The organism is Curtobacterium luteum (assembly GCF_001475545.1).
In the GTDB taxonomy this organism is placed as follows: Bacteria; Actinomycetota; Actinomycetes; order Actinomycetales; family Microbacteriaceae; genus Curtobacterium; species Curtobacterium luteum_A.
Genome location: NZ_LDQC01000027.1, coordinates 1 through 15,912, shown reverse-complemented (window position 1 = coordinate 15,912; position 15,912 = coordinate 1). Strand labels below are relative to the sequence as shown.

Genomic DNA, 15,912 nt, shown 5'->3' with positions numbered 1-15,912 from the left:
GCGCCGTGGGCCATCCTCCACGGCGCCTGCGGGTCGGGTCAGCCCTTGAGTGCTCCGGCGGCGATGTTCGCGATGAAGTGCCGCGAGCCGATGATGAACACCCCGATGAGCGGGAAGACGCTGATCACCGCGCCCGCCATCACCGAACCGAGGTCGGTCGCGTTCACCGAGCTGAGGGACGCCAGCGCCACCTGGAGCGTCTGGCCCTTCGGGTCGATGAGCACGATGAGGGGCCAGACGTAGTCGTTCCACGAGCTGATGAACGTGAAGATCCCGAGGAACGCGAGGCCGCCGCGGAGCATCGGCACGGCGATCGACCACCACGTCCGGAAGAACCCGGCGCCGTCCACCCGTGCGGAATCGATGATCTCGTTCGGGATCGACCCGGTCGCGAACTGGCGGAGCAGGAAGATGCCGAACGCGTTCGCCGCCCCGGGGACGATGAGTGCCTGGAGTCCTCCGATCCAGCCGAGGTGCGCCATGAGGACGAAGCTCGGCACGAGGGACAGGCTGCCCGGCACGAGGAACGTCGCGAGCATGACCGTGAACAGCGACCGCTTGAACGGGAACTCGTACTTCGCGAACGCGAACGCCGCGAGCGAGTCGAACAGCATCACGAGCACGGCCGTCGCCCCGGACACGAGCACGGTGTTGCCGAGCGCGCGGATCATGTCGACGCTGCTGAACACCGTCGCCAGGTTCTGCATCGTGTGGTCGCTGAACCAGAGCGAGGGCGGGTAGCCGAAGATCTGCGCGTTCGACGACGTCGACATCACCAGGAGCCAGTAGAACGGGAAGATCGAGAGCACGACGCCGACGATCAGGCAGAGGTGCGTGACGAGCCGTCCGACCCAGCCGTGCCGGAACCCGCGCCGGTGGTCGTCCGGACGGTCCGCGACCGCATTCGGTCGGCCGAGTGCGGCCGCGGTGTTGGTCGTGCGCGGTGCGGTGTCGGCGCTCATGCGCGGTCCCCCTTCGGAGCAGTGGTGTCGGCACCGGTGTGGTCGGCCGCGGTCCGGCCGGACGTGGCGGCAGGGGCGAGGGTGCGGGCCGTGCGCAGTCGTCTCGGCGTCTTCAGCCCGTCGCGTTCACTGAGCAGGCGCCAGTTGATGATCGCGAAGACCACGGAGAAGAAGAAGAGCACCCAGGCGATCGCCGAACCGTAGCCGAAGTCGAACTGGTTGAAGGCCTGGTCGTACTGGTAGAGCACGATCGTCATGCCGGCTTCGTCCGGGCCGCCCACCGCCTGCCCGTTGAACAGGATCTGCGGCTCCGTGAAGAGCCCGAGGCCGCCGATCGTCGACGTGATGACGGTGAAGAGGATCACCGGTCGGAGCATCGGGACGGTGATGCGGGTGAAGATCTGCCAGGTGTTCGCGCCGTCGACCTTGGCGGCGTCGTACAGCTCCGTCGGGATCGACTGCAGCCCGGCGAGGTAGATGATCGCGTTGTACCCGGTCCAGCGCCAGATCACCATGACGGCGATCGTGACCTTGACGCCCCAGTACGTCGACAGCCACCCGACCGGGTCGGCCCCGACGGCACGGAGCGCCGCGTTGACGAGCCCGAAGCCGTCCGAGAACACGGACCCGAAGACGATCGCCATCGCGACCATGCTCGTGACGTTCGGGATGAAGAACGCGACGCGGTAGAAGCCCTTCGCCCGGATGTTGCCGTGCAGCAGGAACGCGAGCACGAGCGCGAGGAAGAGCATCGGGACCGTCGAGATGATCCAGATGATGAACGTGTTCGAGACGGCGTTCCAGAACCGCGGGTCACCGAGCAGGTACTGGTACTGCGCGAACCCGACCCACGCGGGGGAGCCCACCCCGTCCCAGTCGGTGAAGGACAGGACGATCGAGAACACGATCGGGAACAGCCCGAACACCAGGAACAGCACGTAGAAGGGTGCGATCGCGACGTACTGCGGCCAGAAGCGGCGGAGGCCCGACCTCCGTCCCGCGGCTGCGGTCGAGATCGACGAGGTGGGCGTGCCGCCGACGGTCGGGTTCGCCGTGGTCGCGGGCGCTTCGCGGGTGGAGGTCATGCCGCCACCCCCCGCTTCGCGAGGACCCGGTCGGTCTGGTCGACCGCGTCCTTCCACGCCCGCTCCGGGTCCTTGCCGGTCGACTCGACGTTGGTGATCTCCGTGGCGAAGGCGCCGATGAAGCGCTCGCGGTTCGAGATGTAGGTCACGGGCACCTCCGGTGCGGCGTCGCTGAAGAAGTCGAGGGGGTCCTGGTCACCGAAGTAGTCGCCCGGGTTCCGCATCAGGCCGTTGGCGAACGAAGCCGGGGTCGAGGGGAAGAGCTGGATGTCGTTGTAGGTGTGCGACTGGATCTCGGACCCGGTGATCCACTTCGCGAACGCCACGGCGGCCTCGGGGTCCTTCGACGACTTCGGGACCGCGAGGAACGAGCCGCCGCTGTTGCCGGGGCGCTCCGGCTGTTTCGCGATCCGCCACCTGCCGGACAGGTCGGGTGCGGTGTCGTGGATGATCTGCGTCCACCACGCGCCCTCGATCTGCCCGGCGACACGACCGGCCACCCACCCGGCGTTCTGGTCGGTGCCCGACTGCAGGTTGCCGGTGATGCCTGCGCGGATCGACTCGACGGCGTTGTCCCACGCCTTCCGGACCGAGCTGTCGTTGCGCTGGTAGAGCGGCTCGTCATCGCGGTCGAAGTACCGGGTCGGGCTCGCCGCGATGTACTGGTTGAAGAGCTGCGTGGCGGTGATGATCGTCGCCGCGCCGGTCTTCCGTTTGATCTGCTTGCCGAACTCGCGGAAGTCGGCCCAGGTGCTGATCGCGGCGCCGACCTCGTCGGGCTCGGTCGGCAGGTCGGCCTTCCGCAGCACCTCCTGGTTGTAGAAGAACCCGGTGGGTCCGGTGTCGACGGGCCAGAAGCACTGGCGTCCCGACGGGGTACGCCCGAGCGAGAGCTTCCAGTCGTAGTACTCCGCCTTCTCCGCTGCCGTCGGCCGGAAGTCGGTGAACAGCTCCTCGTCGGGGAAGTACAGCCAGCAGTTCGAGTTGATCATCAGCACGTCCGGGATGAACGCGTTCCCGGCGAGCGCCGTGCGGAACTTCGTGTCGTACGAGGCCCCGCCGATGAGGTCCGGTCGGAGCCGCTTCGCCCCCTGCCCGGGGATGCCGCCGGCCGCCCGGCGGAGGAACTTCGGGTCGAGCGACCGGTTCCAGTACCAGAGGACGAGTTCGTCGGGGTCCTTCGAGATCGCGGTCCCGGTGGAACACCCGGTGAGGAGCGTGGTGGTGGCGAGTGCCCCGAGGGCTCCTGCGCCGGCGAGGAACCCCCGCCTGCTGAGACGGACGGATGGTGCTGCTGTCACGGACGACCTGCTCTCGTCGTTGAGATTGCCGGACACCTCGGCGGCGCGCTCGTCGGGCAGCGGCCGGCGCACGGGCGCTCATCGTCGAGAACCGTGCCGAGCGTTCAACCGTGAACGCTCACGAAGTGGTCAGAGCATGCTCTCCGCGACACGCCGTGTCAAGCATCGACAGCATTGTGCCGGGGCGGAGATCGGGCTAGCGTCGCAGCGACCGTGAAGGTTCACGACGAACAGGATCCGCATGTCAGCGCAGACCGCGACCCCCACCTCCACCCGCACGCAGGAAGGGTGGGCCGTCCTCGGGCCCGGTGGCATCGCGCGCCGGTTCCTCTCCCAGCTGCCGGCGAGCGGGAACGGCGTCACGGGCGACGTCGACCCGTCGGTCGGCGGTGTGCTGGTGGCCGCCGGGAGCAGCGACCCCGGCCGAGCGCAGGCGTTCGCGGACGAGGCTGCGGAGCACGGCTTCGCCGACGTGACCGCGGCCGGCTACGGCGAGGTGCTCGCCGACCCGCGAGTCGATGCCGTGTACGTCTCGACGGTGCACACCGGGCACGCGCGTCTCGTGCTGCAGGCGCTCGCCGCAGGCAAGGCGGTCCTCTGCGAGAAGCCGCTCGCCCCGAACCACGGCACCGCGATGGCGCTCGTCGACGCCGCACGTCAGGCGGGGCTGCCCCTGGTCGAGGCCTACATGTACCGCTTCCACCCGCAGACCGCGGCGCTCCGCGAGCTCGTGCGCGACGGCGCGATCGGCGACGTCACGCACGTCGACGCGTCCTTCGCCTTCCGCGCCGGCTCCCGTACCGGGCGCCTGTTCGACGTCGAGACCGCCGGTGGTGGCATCCTCGACGTCGGCGGGTACCCGGTCACGATGACCGCGGCGATCGTCCAGGCGGCGACGGGCGTCGCGGTCGCGGAACCGACCGAGCTGACCGCGACGGGGACCCTCGGGCCGACGGGTGTCGACGAGTGGACCACGGCACACCTCACCTACCCGTCCGGCATCACCGCGGTGGTCCGGACCGGTGTGCGGGTGCAGGACGAGAACGCCGTGACGGTGTACGGCACCCGCGGCCGCATCGTGCTCACCGACCCGTGGACGCTCGGCGACGACCCGACGATCGAGGTCCGTACGGTCGACGAGGAACCCCGGACGCTCTCGTTCGCCGGTGCCGCACCGTACGCGCTCGAGGCCGACGCCACGGCGGCCGCCCTGCGCGAGGTTCGCACGGACGCCCCGGAGATGACGACCGACGAGTCGCTCGCGACCGCCAGGACCCTCGACCGCTGGCGCGCGGCGATCGGCCTCCGCTACCCGTTCGAGGCCGAGGATGCCGACATCCCGACGGTGAGCGGGGAGCCGCTGACCGTCGCGGCCCACGAACCCGACCGCGCCGACAACCCGATGCGGTACGGGGAGATCCCCGGCGTCGGCAAGCGGCTGTCGCGGCTCGTGATGGGTGTCGACAACCAGGTGGACCTCGCCCACGCGAGCGCGATCTTCGACCACTTCGTCAGCCGCGGCGGCAACGTCTTCGACACCGGCTACATCTACGGCGGCGGCACGATGGAGGGCCGCCTCGGGAAGTGGATCCAGAACCGCGGTGTCCGCGAGGACGTGGTCGTCATCACGAAGGGCGCACACACCCCGTACTGCGACCCGGAGTCGTTGACCCGGCAGCTGCTCGAGAGCCTCGATCGCCAGGGGACCGACTACGCGGACATCTACATGATGCACCGCGACAACGAGGACGTCCCCGTGGGGGAGTTCGTCGACGTCCTCGACGAGCACCGCCGCGCCGGCCGCATCCGGGTGTTCGGCGGTTCGAACTGGAGCCTCGCGCGCTTCGACGAGGCGAACGCGTACGCTGCGGCGAACGGCAGGCACGGCTTCGAGGTGCTGAGCAACCACTTCGGCCTCGCCGAGGCGTACGACGTGCCGTGGGCGGGCTGCCGCCACGCGACCGACCCGGAGTCGAAGCGGTGGCTCGAAGAACGTCAGGTCCCGCTGCTCCCGTGGTCGTCGCAGGCGCGCGGGTTCTTCACCGGCCGCGCGAAGCCGGAGGACACCAGCGACGCCGAACTCGTCCGCTGCTACTACTCGGACGAGAACTTCGAGCGGCTCCGTCGCGCCCGGGAGCTCGGCGAGCAGTTCGGGGTGCCGGCGACGGCGATCGCCCTCGCCTACGTCCTGGACCAGCCGTTCCCGACGTTCCCGCTCTTCGGACCGCGTACGATCGCGGAAGCCCGGTCCTCGATGCAGGGCCTCTCCGTCGACCTCACTCCCGAACAGGTGGCATGGCTGGACCTCCGCGACTGACCGATCCGCAGCACGCCACGGGCGCGCCGGACCGGTCCGGCACGCCCGCGGCGCAGGCGCCAGCGGAGCAGGCACCGCAGGCGCAGGCGCCGGCGAGCCCGGCGGGGCCCCGGGCCACGATCATCGACGTGGCCGCCGCCGCCGGGGTCTCCCGCCAGACGGTCACCCGCGCGATGAACGGCATGTCCGGGATCAGCGCCGCCACGAAGGAGCGGGTGCTCGCCGTCGCCGAGCAGCTCGCCTACCGGCCGTCGCGGTTCGGCCGCGGTCTGGTCACGGGCGGCGACCACCAGCTCGGCCTGGTCGTCAACGACCTCCGGAACCCCTACTCCCCGCAGCTCGCGTCCGCCGTGTACCGGCTCGCGGCGGAGCAGGGCTGGAACGTCATGCTCGCTGACACGACGCTCGCCGGGGACGCCGACCGGATCGTCGCGGCGCTGGGCAGTCAGACGGACGTCGTCATCGGCTACCTCGGCAACCGGCGCGAGCGCTGGACCGCGCTCCTCGGGTCGGTGCCCATGGTGGAGCTCGACCCGTCGGCGGACCCGCCGACCGCAGCCGTGTGGATCGACCCCGCTGAGGCCGTCGAGGAGCTCGCCGACCACCTCGTCGCGACCGGGGTCCGGCACCCCGTCGTGCTCGACAACTCCCAGCCGGGGCAGCCGAGCGCGCGGGGCGTCCTCATGCTCGACGCCCTCCACCGGCGCGGGTACCTGCCCGAGCTCGTGCACGGGCCGCACGGCACAGCGGAGTGCGGGGCGGAGGAGACGGCGAAGGTGCTGGCCCGCCGGCGCCGGCTCGACGCGATCCTCGCCTTCAACGACGTGATGGCACTCGGGGTGCTGCAGGCCTGCCGTCGCGTGGGCAAGGACGTCCCCGGCGACGTCCGCGTCGTCGGAGTGGACGGACTGCCCCTCGGCGCGCTCGTCTCACCCACCCTGACCACCCTGGCGGTCGACCTCGACGCCGTCGCGCGGGAGGCCCTCGACCTCGCGCTCGGGATGCTCGCGGGGGAGCTGCCGCGCAGCGGCGCGACCGTGCAGCGCACGGTCCGGCACCGGTTGCTGGTGCGCGAGAGCGCGTAGCAGTCCCGGGTCGCGTCAGCGCGGCGCGCCGCGTACCGGCCTGGAGGCTCGTGGCGAGGCCGCACCGTGCCTCCCGGCCGACGCTTGGTTGCATTTGCAACCAACACCGTCCAGACGGTACACTAACGGAGTCCTGACGGGGCGCGTGTCGATCTCCGCGCCCCGTCCCGGACCACCCCCACCGAAGTGCCGTCGACCTGGTCCGGCTCGAAGTCCTCCAGGAGTCCTGCGTGTCCGCTCTGCTCACCAGCTCGGTCCCCACCGTCGCCGCCGGCAGCCGCGCCGGACGCTTCGCGGCGCTCGCCGTGCTGATGCTGCCCGTGCTGCTCATCTCGATCGACAACACCGTGTTGAGCTTCGCGCTCCCGTCGATCAGCCGCGCCCTCGACCCCGACGCCACCACCCAGCTGTGGATCGTCGACGCCTACCCGCTCGTCCTCGCCGGTCTCCTCGTCGTGATGGGGAGCATCGGCGACCGGATCGGACGCCGACGCATCCTCGTGGTCGGTGCCACCGGCTTCGCGCTCCTCTCCGTTGCGGCTGCCTTCGCCACCGACGCCTGGATGCTCGTCGCCGCACGGATCGCGATGGGCGTGTTCGGTGCGATGCTCATGCCCGCCACGCTCTCGATCATCCGCAACGTCTTCACGGAGGCGGGGGAGCGGCGACTGGCGCTCGCGGTCTGGTCGACGATGTTCGCGGCGGGCAACGCGCTCGGTCCGCTCGTCGGCGGTGTCCTGCTCGCCCACTTCCAGTGGGGCAGCGTCTTCCTCGTCGCCGTGCCGATCCTCGTGCTCATGCTCGTCGGCGTGCCGTTCTTCGTCCCGGAGTCGCGCGACCCCGCGCCCGGGCCGGTGGACGTGCCGAGCATGCTGCTGTCCCTCGGCGCCCTCGGTCCCGTCGCCTGGGCGATCAAGTCGGTCGTGCACCCGGAGGAGCGGGGTCTCGCGATCGCGATGCTCGCGGTCGGCGTGGTGTGCGGCATCGCGTTCGTCCGTCGGCAGCTGCGCTCCCGCACGCCCATGCTCGACCTGACGCTGTTCCGCAGTACGGCGTTCACGGGCAGCGTGCTCATGAACCTCGCGGCGATGTTCTCGCTGACCGGGTTCCTGTTCTTCATCGCGCAGCACCTGCAGCTCGTGGCCGGGCTCGACCCGTTCGCCTCGGGTGTCGTGCTCATCCCCGGCTCCGTGCTGACGATCGTCGCCGGCCTCGTCGTCGTGCCGATCGTCGCCCGCGTCGCACCGCGCTGGGTCGTCGCCGTGGCGCTGCTGTTCTCGGCGGCCGCGTACGCCATGGTCGCGGTCCTCGGGCACCACGCGACGGTGGTCGCCCTCGGGTTCGCCTTCGTGCTGCTCGGCATCGGGATCGGTGCGTCGGAGACCGTGACGAACGACCTCATCATCTCCACGGCGCCCGCCGACAAGGCCGGTGCCGCGTCCGCCCTGTCCGAGACGGCGTACGAGATCGGGGCCGTGCTCGGGACGGCGGTGCTCGGGACGATCCTGGCGACCGCCTACCGTGCGCACGTGGCGGTGCCCGACGGCTTGTCCTCCACCGCGCACATCGCGGCCCAGGAGACCCTCGGCGGTGCGGTCTCGGCGGCTGCGGACCTCGGCGGCTCGGCCGGGCAGGCGCTGCTCGCCTCGGCCCGCGCGGCGTTCGACTCCGGCGTGACGATCACCGGGTCGGTGGCCGCGGTGCTCATGGTGGTCGCCGCGTCCGGTGCCGTGGTGATGCTCCGCCGTCGCTAGCGGGACACACGGCGCGCCCGGGATCGCGGGAACCTGTGAATCGTTGACCTCAACCCCGGTTCAGGTCCTACGTTGGGACCTGGCCGCGATGTTCGTGGTCCACCCCCGACGACAGGAACGACCACGACCACGATGCCCGACGCGCCCGCGAACCTCGCCGAGGCCTACAAGTCCGCCTTCCGTGGCCACCCCGCCGGCGTCGCCGTCATCACCGCCGAGGGGCCCGACGGCCCGACCGGGCTCACCGCGTCGAGCGTCGCGAGCGTCGCGGTCGACCCGCCGGTCCTCGTCTTCTCGCTGTCGACGAACTCCGGGTCTGCCGGCGTCGTCCTCGGCGCGCCGATCTTCGTCGTGCACCTCGTCGACTCGTTCGGCGTCGCGCTGGCCAAGCGGTTCGCGAGCACCGGGAGCCCCGCCGCGGACGACCCGATCTGGGGCACGCTGCCCTCCGGGGACCGTTACCTGCCGGGTGCCGCGACCGCGCTCCGGTGCCGGCCGCTCTCGACGACGCCGATCGGCTCGTCGACCGTCGTCGTGGCCGAGGTCCTCGACATCGTCGTCGGTCTCGAGCGCGGCGAGCCGCTCGTCTACCACAACCGGGAATTCCACTCCCTGACCGACCGTTCCCGGCTCTCGTGAGCCGCGGAGCACCGTTCCGCCAACCACCGATCGAAAGGACCTCACATGGCTGAGTACACCCTGCCGGAGCTGCCGTACGACTACGCGGCGCTCGAGCCGCACATCAGCGGCAAGATCATGCAGCTGCACCACGACAAGCACCACCAGACCTACGTGACGGGCGCCAACACCGCGCTCGAGCAGCTCGCCGAGGCCCGCGAGTCGGGCAACCTGGCGAACGTGAACAAGCTCGAGAAGGACCTCGCGTTCAACCTCGGTGGCCACGTCAACCACTCGATCTTCTGGACCAACCTCGGCCCGGACACGAAGGTCCCGGAGGGTGAGCTCGCCGCGGCGATCGACGAGTTCTTCGGCTCGTTCGAGAAGTTCCAGGCGCAGTTCACCGCCGTCGCGACCGGCATCCAGGGTTCCGGCTGGTCGGTGCTCGCGTGGGACCAGGTCGGCCAGAAGCTCACCACGTTCCAGCTCTTCGACCAGCAGGCCAACGTGCCCCTGGGCGTCGTGCCGATCTTCATGCTCGACATGTGGGAGCACGCGTTCTACCTCGACTACCTCAACGTCAAGGCGGACTACGTCAAGGCCGTGTGGAACATCGTCGACTGGGAGAACGTGGCCGCGCGCTTCGCGAACGCGAAGTCGCAGAGCTTCGTCACGCTCTGAGTCGGGTGCAGCGGGTCGCGTGACGCGATCCGGATCGGACTGGAGGCGCGGTGCCGGCTGGCACCGCGCCTCCAGTCCGTCTGTGGGGCAGTCGACCGCGCCCCGGGGCCGCCCTACGCGGCGGGGAGCGGCGCTGCCTCGGAGAGTCGCCCGCCGATCGCGCGCAGCGCGCCGTCGACGTCGGTGCCGTCGGGGTCGACGAGCGCTGCCCACTGGACGCCCCGCGCGGCGCAGATCGCCTCGCTCGCTGCCAGCTCGGCGTGGGCCGTCGCGTAGCCGTGGGTGGTGCACCAGGCGGCGACCGAGGCGAGGTGCCCACGGTGCACGAGGCGCTCGCGCTCCCGTCCGTCGAGGGTCTCGACCGCGCCGAGCTCGAAGGTGAGCCGTGCTGCGAGGGAACGTTCGCGATGCGTGAGCCCGCCGAACACCGTGACCAGCCAGTCGCGGAGGGCAGTGCCGTCGGCATCGGGGAGGAGCTGGACGTGGGCGAGGTCCCGGTCGAGGTGCTCGACGACGGCGTCGATGAGGGCCTCGCGCGACCCGAAGTGGTAGACGATCGGGTAGGCGCTCGTCCCGAGGACCCGCCCGAGGCTCCGGACCGAGACCGCCTCGAGCTTGGTGTCGTGCAGGTGCTCGGTGACCTTCTCGATGATCGCGGGCTTGAGCGTGGGATCGGGCTTCCTGGGCACGGGGTCCTCCGGGACGGATGGCACGGCCGCGGTGTGCGACCAGAAGAAATATTACCGTACGTGCAATGTGTTCGGCCAGTCGGATCCTGTGTGACCTGCGAGGAAAGCGGAGCAATGCTCGGCTCCACGTACACTGGGGGCGATGTCCACGTCCCACGAGCACCCTGTGCCGCCACTGACGTCCGCGACGCGGCGGGCGTTGCCGGCTGACCGTGGACGGCGCCGGGGCGCCGGGAAACGGTTCCTGGTCATCGGCGACGTCCTCGACGGCATCCTCGTGCACACCACCGCGGACACCATGGGCGTCCACGACCCGGCGGCCACCATCCGCCACCGAACGGTCGGCGCTGGCGGGAACACCGCGACGTGGCTCGGGTGGCTCGGAGCCGAGGTCGACCTCGTGGCCCGGGTGGGCGTCGACGACGTGCACCGACACGAGCGGGGTCTCGAGGACGCCGGTGTCCGTCCCCACATCCGGTACGACGCACGGTCGAGCACCGGGACCGAGGTGTCGGTGCGGAACAGCGGCGGGCGCACGGCGATGTCCGACCCGGCTGCCGCGGGCGTGCTGTCGGCGGACGACGTGCCGGCCGACCTCGTCGCCCGCGCGGACATCGTGCACCTGACCGGTGCGGGGATGCTGTCCGGCGGCGGCGCGGGCCGACTCGCCGAACTCGTCGCGTGCGCCCGCTCCGGAACGGCCCGGGTGTCACTCGACCCGTCGTCGCCGGCGGTCGTCCGGGCGGTCGGTGCCCCGGCGTTCCTCGATGCCCTCGCCGGTGTCGACGTGCTGTTCCCCGGACGTGCGGAAGCCCTGGCGCTCACCGGGGCCGCCGACCTCCGCGAGGGCATCCGGCGGCTCACCGAACACGTCCCGCTGGTCGTCGTCACGGTCGGCGCCGACGGGGCACTCGTCGGGCGACCCGGGCGGACTCCCCAGCGCGTGGCGGCCACGCCGGCGACGGTCGTCGACACGCTCGGGGCGGGGGACGCCTTCGCCGCGGGGTTCCTCCGTGCCTGGGCGACCGACCCGGTGCGGATCGGTTCGGCCGCGCGGGAAGGGGGCCGCGTCGCTGCGCGGGCGCTCGGGTTCGTGGGTGGGCGTCCGCCGGTCTGACCTGCGACCGCTGCTCAGGCCTCGTTCGGCTCGGCCGTCACCGTCATCGTCTGCACGAGGCCGACGGCGAGCGGCGCGAGTCGGATCTCGACCCGCAGCCGACCACTCGTGCCGGGCAACCACCACCGGAGGTGCGTCGGCGCGACCGAGCGCTCCTCGACCGGCGCCGCTGCGAGGTCGGCGCCGACGGCAGCGGCTGCCTCGGCCAGCTGTCGACGCCGGCGCTCGTAGGGTTCGTCGAGTGCGACGTTGGGCGAGAGGACCCGTTCGGCGAGGGCGTCGTCCCACGCGGCGAGGAGCGTGGAGACGAGGCGCTGGGCGTCGCGGGTCTGCGGCAGCACCGCGACGTCGTCCCCGACCGGAGGCCGCGCGGATCGCCGGGGCGTGCCCTCGCGCGCGTCGAGCACGAGGTCGAGGGCCTCGGTGGCGGCCTGTGACACCTTGGCCTGCGTCGCGTTCTCGAACGCGACGATGCCGATGCCGTGCCGGGTGGACCACCGCATGTGGGCGGAGAAGCCCGGGTAGCCGCCGGAGTGCGAGGCGATCGGACCGTGACGGTCGTCCTGCTCGACGAAGAGACCGAACCCGTACGCGGTCGGACGGGTCGAACCCGGGACGACGACCGGTGGGACGACCCGCATCGCCTGCTGCATGAGCCGTCGGTCGGCCGGTGACACGGGCCCGGACTCGGGCTGGTCGGAGAACGCCGACGCCAGGTGACCACCCCACCGAGCCAGGTCCGAGACGGTCGAGAACAGCCCTCCGATGGACGAGAACGCGCCGGGGCCGGTCAGTGGCAGGGGTTCCCACGTGCCGGCGTGCGGTCGGACCCCGGTCACGACGAAGCGGTCCGAGTCGGCGGCGGAGAACACCGTGTCGTGCAGTCCGAGCGGGCGGAGCACCCGGTCCCTCGCAGCGGTCGTGTAGGGCGTCCCGGACGCGACCGCGACGACCCGACCGAGCAGGGCGTAGCCGAGGTTCGAGTAGGCGAAGCCGGTGCCGGGGACGCTGTCGAACAGCAGGCCGTCAGCGAGCACCGCGTCGAGCTCGGCGTCGCTGATGGACTCCTGACGGTCCGCCCAGGGGTCGTCGGTGGGGAACCCGGCGGACATGGTCATCAGCATCCGGACGGTGGGCACGGGGGAGTCCGGCGTCGGGAGCCGGACCACGCGGAACGCCGGGACGAACTCGGTCACCGTTGTGTCGAGGTCGAGGCGGCCGTCGGCGACGAGGGTGAGCAGGGTCGCCGCCGTCACGCTCTTCGTGCACGACGCGATCCGGTAGACCGTCGAGACATCGGGTGCGGTGCCGTCACCACGGTCGCCGTGCCCGCCCGACGCAACGAGCCCGCTCGGGTCGAAGACGCCCCAGACCGAGCTCGGTGCGACACCACGCGCCACACGGTCTGCGAAGACCGCGTCGACCCGGGCGACGACCTCCGCCGAGGTCACGAGCGGCGCATCCGGTCGTAGGCGTCGAGCGCCCGCTGCCGGGTCGCCTTGAGGTCGACGATCGGTTCCGGCCGCTCCTCGTCCGCGGGGACCCAGCGTCGGACGTACTCGCGGTGCGGGTCGAAGCGCTCGAGCTGGCGCTCCGGGTTGAACACCCGGAAGTACGGCGCCGCGTCGAAGCCCGATCCCGCCACCCACTGCCAGTTGCCCGGGTTGTTCGCGGCGTCCGCGTCGACGAGGGTGTCCCAGAACCACTGCTCACCCACGCGCCAGTCCACGAGCAGGTTCTTCACGAGGAAGCTGCCGGCCGCCAGGCGCACCCGGTTGTGCATCGCACCGGTGTGCCAGAGTTCCCGCATGCCGGCGTCGACGAGGTCGAACCCCGTCGTGCCGGTCCGCCACGCGTCGAGCTCGGCCTCGGGGGCGTCGCGCCACGGGAAGGCATCGAACTCACGACGGACGTTCACCGTCGCGATGTCCTCGCAGTGGAAGTACTCGTTCCAGTTGAACTCGCGCCAGGCCAGCTGCCGGAGGAACGCCGGCGCCTGTTGCCGCTGCGACGGCTCGAGCTCCCCGTGCAGGCGGTGCCACACCTGGTACGGGCTGATCTCGCCCCATCGCAGGTGCGGGGAGAGGCCGCTCGTGGCGTCCATCGACGGTTCGTCGCGCTGGTCGTAGTCCTCGAGGGCGTGCTCCACGAAGTGCTCGAGGCGACGGTGTGCGCCGAGTTCGCCGGGTGTCCAGGCGTCGCGGAGTCCGGCGGCCCAGTCCGGCTTCGTCGGCAGGAGCGCCCAGTCGTCGAGGTCGTCGCCAGTGACGTCCGTCGGAGCCGGGAGGTCGCGCGGCTTCGGGAGCGGGTGCCGTGGCTCCGGCATCGCCTGCGCTGCACGCCAGAAGGGTGTGAAGACCTTGAAGGGCTGGCCCTGACCCGTCGTGACCGTCCACGGCTCCCAGAGCAGGTTCGCGGCGAAGCTGTGCGCCTCGACGCCGTGCTCGTGGAGGGCGGACTTGATGCCGGCGTCGATCTCGCGCTCTGCGTTACCGTAGCGGCGGTTCCAGAACACGGCGTCCGCCCCGGTCTCGGCGACGAGCATGTCGACGACGTCGGCCGCGGCACCGCGACGGAGGACCAGTCGTGACCCGCGCTCCCGGAGTGCGCCGTCGAGCGCCGTCAGCGAGTGGTGGAGCCACCACCGAGCCGCGGCGCCGATCGTCCGGACGCCGGCGGACTCGTCGTCGAGGACGTAGACGACCGTGAGTGTCCCGCCGTGGTCGATGCCCGCCCGGAGTGCCGGGTTGTCCGCGAGCCGGAGGTCGTCGCGGAGCCAGACGATCGCGCCGGTCACACGGAGGCCGTGTCGGGGGACGGACGTCGTGCTGGGACACCGCTGCCGGCTGCCCGGCGGACCTTCGTGCAGAGCTCCGTGAGGGTGCGGAGCTCGCCCTCGGTGAGCCCGGCGCCGAGCTGCGCAGCGATGCTCGCGGCGTGCTGCACCGCGACCGCGCGGTAGACGTCGAACCCGTGCGGGGTGAGCGCGACGTAGACCCCCCGCGCGTCGGTGGGGTCGGGCTGCTTCTCGACGATGCCGCGCGCGGCCAGGCGGTCGACGAGCCGGCTCACGCTCGGCTGGGTGAGGAGGAGGTGCCCGGTGAGGTCGCGCATCCGCGATCGTCGGCCCGGTTGGGTGGAGAGGTTGAAGCAGACGTCGTACTCGTTGAACGAGATCTCGCCGCCGGGGAACTCCGCGTTGAGGTTCCGCATCACCTGCACCTGGGCACGGAAGAGGGCCTCCCATGCCGTGACCGCAGTGGCCTTGTCGCTCACCTTGCTGCTCCCTCCGGTCCGTCGCCCAACCCTACCGACGACGCCCGACAGACGGACGCCGCCGCCAGCCGGAGCACTCCGGGGAGCACGAGGGCCGGCCGTCCGAAGACGACCGGCCCTCTCCCTTGCGTGGTGGGTGCAGTTCCGGAACGCACGAGGGCCGGCCGCCCGAAGACGACCGGCCCTCTCCCTTGCGTGGTGGGTGCAGTTCCGGAAAGCACGAGGGCCGGCCGCCCGAAGACGACCGGCCCTCTCCCTTGCGTGGTGGGTGCAGTTCCGGAAAGCACGAGGGCCGGCCGCCCGAAGACGACCGGCCCTCTCCCTTGCACCAAGAGTGTCCTGCAATCACATTCCACAGGCGGTGCCACAGCAAACACTGCCTGCGGGGACGACTGTATAACGAAGCGGTAACGGCGCGCTAGACCGGGAATGCCGTGTTCGCTGCGAGTTCACCCACAGTGGTCGATGTGCCCGCCCAGAACCGTCAGAAGAGGTCCGGCGACGGCGTCGACGCGTACCGCACGGCCACGTCGGCGTGACGGTCGAACCGGTAGCCGACGCCGCGCACCGTCCGGACGATCTCCTCGAACGCACCGAGCTTCGACCGCAGCCGCCGCACGTGAACGTCGATGGTGCGCTCGTTCGGCGTCTCGTCCTCGCCGTCGGACCAGAGTCCGTCGATGATCGCCGAGCGGTCGACGGTCCTGCCCTCGCGGAGGACGAGGAACTGCAGCAGCTCGAACTCCTTGTAGGTCAGCGGAGCCGGCTCGCCGTCGAGGGTGACCCGCTTGCGGGAGATGTCGATGACGACGCCGGTCTCCTCGGGCTCGGGCTTCTCGGCCTGCTTCCGGGCGGCGACGGCGGAACGGTCCTGCAGGGCCAGCCGGACCACGTCGACGTCCCGCCCGCCGGAACCCTCGGCAGCGACGGCGACCGCGGCGTAGGTCTCCGACGTCGGCACGAGCTGCGCGGTCAGGGACTTGAGCTGCTCGACCACGGCTGCGAGGGTGGTCCCGGCAGCGGCGGC

General features: G+C 71.2%; 14 protein-coding genes. 6 read left to right on the top strand and 8 right to left on the bottom strand.

Going from position 1 to position 15,912, the window contains the following annotated elements:
- Window positions 1–38: 38 nt before the first annotated feature.
- From NS184_RS05105 to NS184_RS05095, 3 genes are read right to left on the bottom strand one after another with little or no spacing between them, the layout of a single operon-like run.
- Window positions 39–962: a carbohydrate ABC transporter permease gene (locus NS184_RS05105; protein WP_058725059.1), complete on the bottom strand. Its 924-nt coding sequence runs from the start codon at window positions 960–962 to the stop codon at window positions 39–41.
- Window positions 959–2,047, bottom strand: coding sequence for a carbohydrate ABC transporter permease (locus NS184_RS05100; protein WP_083513469.1), 1,089 nt, complete (start codon window positions 2,045–2,047; stop codon window positions 959–961). The genes NS184_RS05105 and NS184_RS05100 overlap by 4 nt, the downstream gene beginning before the upstream one ends.
- A complete protein-coding gene (locus tag NS184_RS05095) occupies window positions 2,044–3,348 on the bottom strand; it encodes an extracellular solute-binding protein (RefSeq protein WP_058725100.1) in 1,305 nt (434 codons plus the stop codon). The genes NS184_RS05100 and NS184_RS05095 overlap by 4 nt, the downstream gene beginning before the upstream one ends.
- A 241-nt stretch (window positions 3,349–3,589) precedes the next feature.
- Here NS184_RS05095 and NS184_RS05090 point away from each other — a divergent pair, with 241 nt between their 5' ends.
- From NS184_RS05090 to NS184_RS05070, 5 genes are all read left to right on the top strand, one after another.
- A complete protein-coding gene (locus NS184_RS05090; protein ID WP_058725058.1) occupies window positions 3,590–5,665 on the top strand; it encodes an aldo/keto reductase in 2,076 nt (691 codons plus the stop codon).
- Complete coding sequence (locus NS184_RS05085; RefSeq protein WP_083513468.1) at window positions 5,644–6,750, top strand: LacI family DNA-binding transcriptional regulator; 1,107 nt, start codon at window positions 5,644–5,646, stop codon at window positions 6,748–6,750. The genes NS184_RS05090 and NS184_RS05085 overlap by 22 nt, the downstream gene beginning before the upstream one ends.
- Before the next feature lie 230 nt (window positions 6,751–6,980).
- Window positions 6,981–8,504 carry an MFS transporter gene (locus tag NS184_RS05080; RefSeq protein ID WP_058725057.1) on the top strand — a complete coding sequence of 508 codons (1,524 nt, stop codon included), beginning with the start codon at window positions 6,981–6,983 and terminating at the stop codon, window positions 8,502–8,504.
- Window positions 8,505–8,636: 132 nt separating this feature from the next.
- Window positions 8,637–9,143, top strand: a complete 507-nt coding sequence (locus NS184_RS05075) for a flavin reductase family protein (protein ID WP_058725056.1) — start codon at window positions 8,637–8,639, stop codon at window positions 9,141–9,143.
- A gap of 45 nt (window positions 9,144–9,188) precedes the next feature.
- Window positions 9,189–9,803: a superoxide dismutase gene (locus NS184_RS05070; RefSeq protein ID WP_058725055.1), complete on the top strand. Its 615-nt coding sequence runs from the start codon at window positions 9,189–9,191 to the stop codon at window positions 9,801–9,803.
- A gap of 113 nt (window positions 9,804–9,916) precedes the next feature.
- Here the strand turns inward: NS184_RS05070 and NS184_RS05065 are convergent, their stop codons facing one another.
- Window positions 9,917–10,492 carry a TetR/AcrR family transcriptional regulator gene (locus NS184_RS05065; protein ID WP_152998067.1) on the bottom strand — a complete coding sequence of 192 codons (576 nt, stop codon included), beginning with the start codon at window positions 10,490–10,492 and terminating at the stop codon, window positions 9,917–9,919.
- A 142-nt stretch (window positions 10,493–10,634) separates the two neighbouring features.
- Here NS184_RS05065 and NS184_RS05060 point away from each other — a divergent pair, with 142 nt between their 5' ends.
- Window positions 10,635–11,609: a carbohydrate kinase family protein gene (locus NS184_RS05060; RefSeq protein ID WP_083513467.1), complete on the top strand. Its 975-nt coding sequence runs from the start codon at window positions 10,635–10,637 to the stop codon at window positions 11,607–11,609.
- Window positions 11,610–11,623: 14 nt separating this feature from the next.
- Here NS184_RS05060 and NS184_RS05055 read toward each other — a convergent pair whose 3' ends face one another.
- The 4 genes from NS184_RS05055 to NS184_RS05040 form a co-directional block, all read right to left on the bottom strand.
- Window positions 11,624–13,060, bottom strand: a complete 1,437-nt coding sequence (locus NS184_RS05055) for a serine hydrolase domain-containing protein (RefSeq protein WP_058725052.1) — start codon at window positions 13,058–13,060, stop codon at window positions 11,624–11,626.
- Complete coding sequence (locus NS184_RS05050; protein WP_058725051.1) at window positions 13,057–14,406, bottom strand: cryptochrome/photolyase family protein; 1,350 nt, start codon at window positions 14,404–14,406, stop codon at window positions 13,057–13,059. Before NS184_RS05050 ends, NS184_RS05055 begins: the two co-directional genes overlap by 4 nt.
- Window positions 14,403–14,885 carry a MarR family winged helix-turn-helix transcriptional regulator gene (locus NS184_RS05045; RefSeq protein ID WP_058725050.1) on the bottom strand — a complete coding sequence of 161 codons (483 nt, stop codon included), beginning with the start codon at window positions 14,883–14,885 and terminating at the stop codon, window positions 14,403–14,405. Before NS184_RS05045 ends, NS184_RS05050 begins: the two co-directional genes overlap by 4 nt.
- Window positions 14,886–15,369: 484 nt before the next feature.
- The coding region (locus tag NS184_RS05040) for a winged helix-turn-helix domain-containing protein (protein WP_058725049.1) at window positions 15,370–15,912 on the bottom strand (543 nt) is incomplete at its 5' end.

Coding starts and splice junctions, on each gene's coding strand:
- NS184_RS05105 (WP_058725059.1), bottom strand. CDS start 962: ATGAGCGCCGACACCGCACCGCGCACGACCAACACCGCGGCCGCACTC.
- NS184_RS05100 (WP_083513469.1), bottom strand. CDS start 2,047: ATGACCTCCACCCGCGAAGCGCCCGCGACCACGGCGAACCCGACCGTC.
- NS184_RS05090 (WP_058725058.1), top strand. CDS start 3,590: ATGTCAGCGCAGACCGCGACCCCCACCTCCACCCGCACGCAGGAAGGG.
- NS184_RS05085 (WP_083513468.1), top strand. CDS start 5,644: ATGGCTGGACCTCCGCGACTGACCGATCCGCAGCACGCCACGGGCGCG.
- NS184_RS05075 (WP_058725056.1), top strand. CDS start 8,637: ATGCCCGACGCGCCCGCGAACCTCGCCGAGGCCTACAAGTCCGCCTTC.
- NS184_RS05070 (WP_058725055.1), top strand. CDS start 9,189: ATGGCTGAGTACACCCTGCCGGAGCTGCCGTACGACTACGCGGCGCTC.
- NS184_RS05060 (WP_083513467.1), top strand. CDS start 10,635: ATGTCCACGTCCCACGAGCACCCTGTGCCGCCACTGACGTCCGCGACG.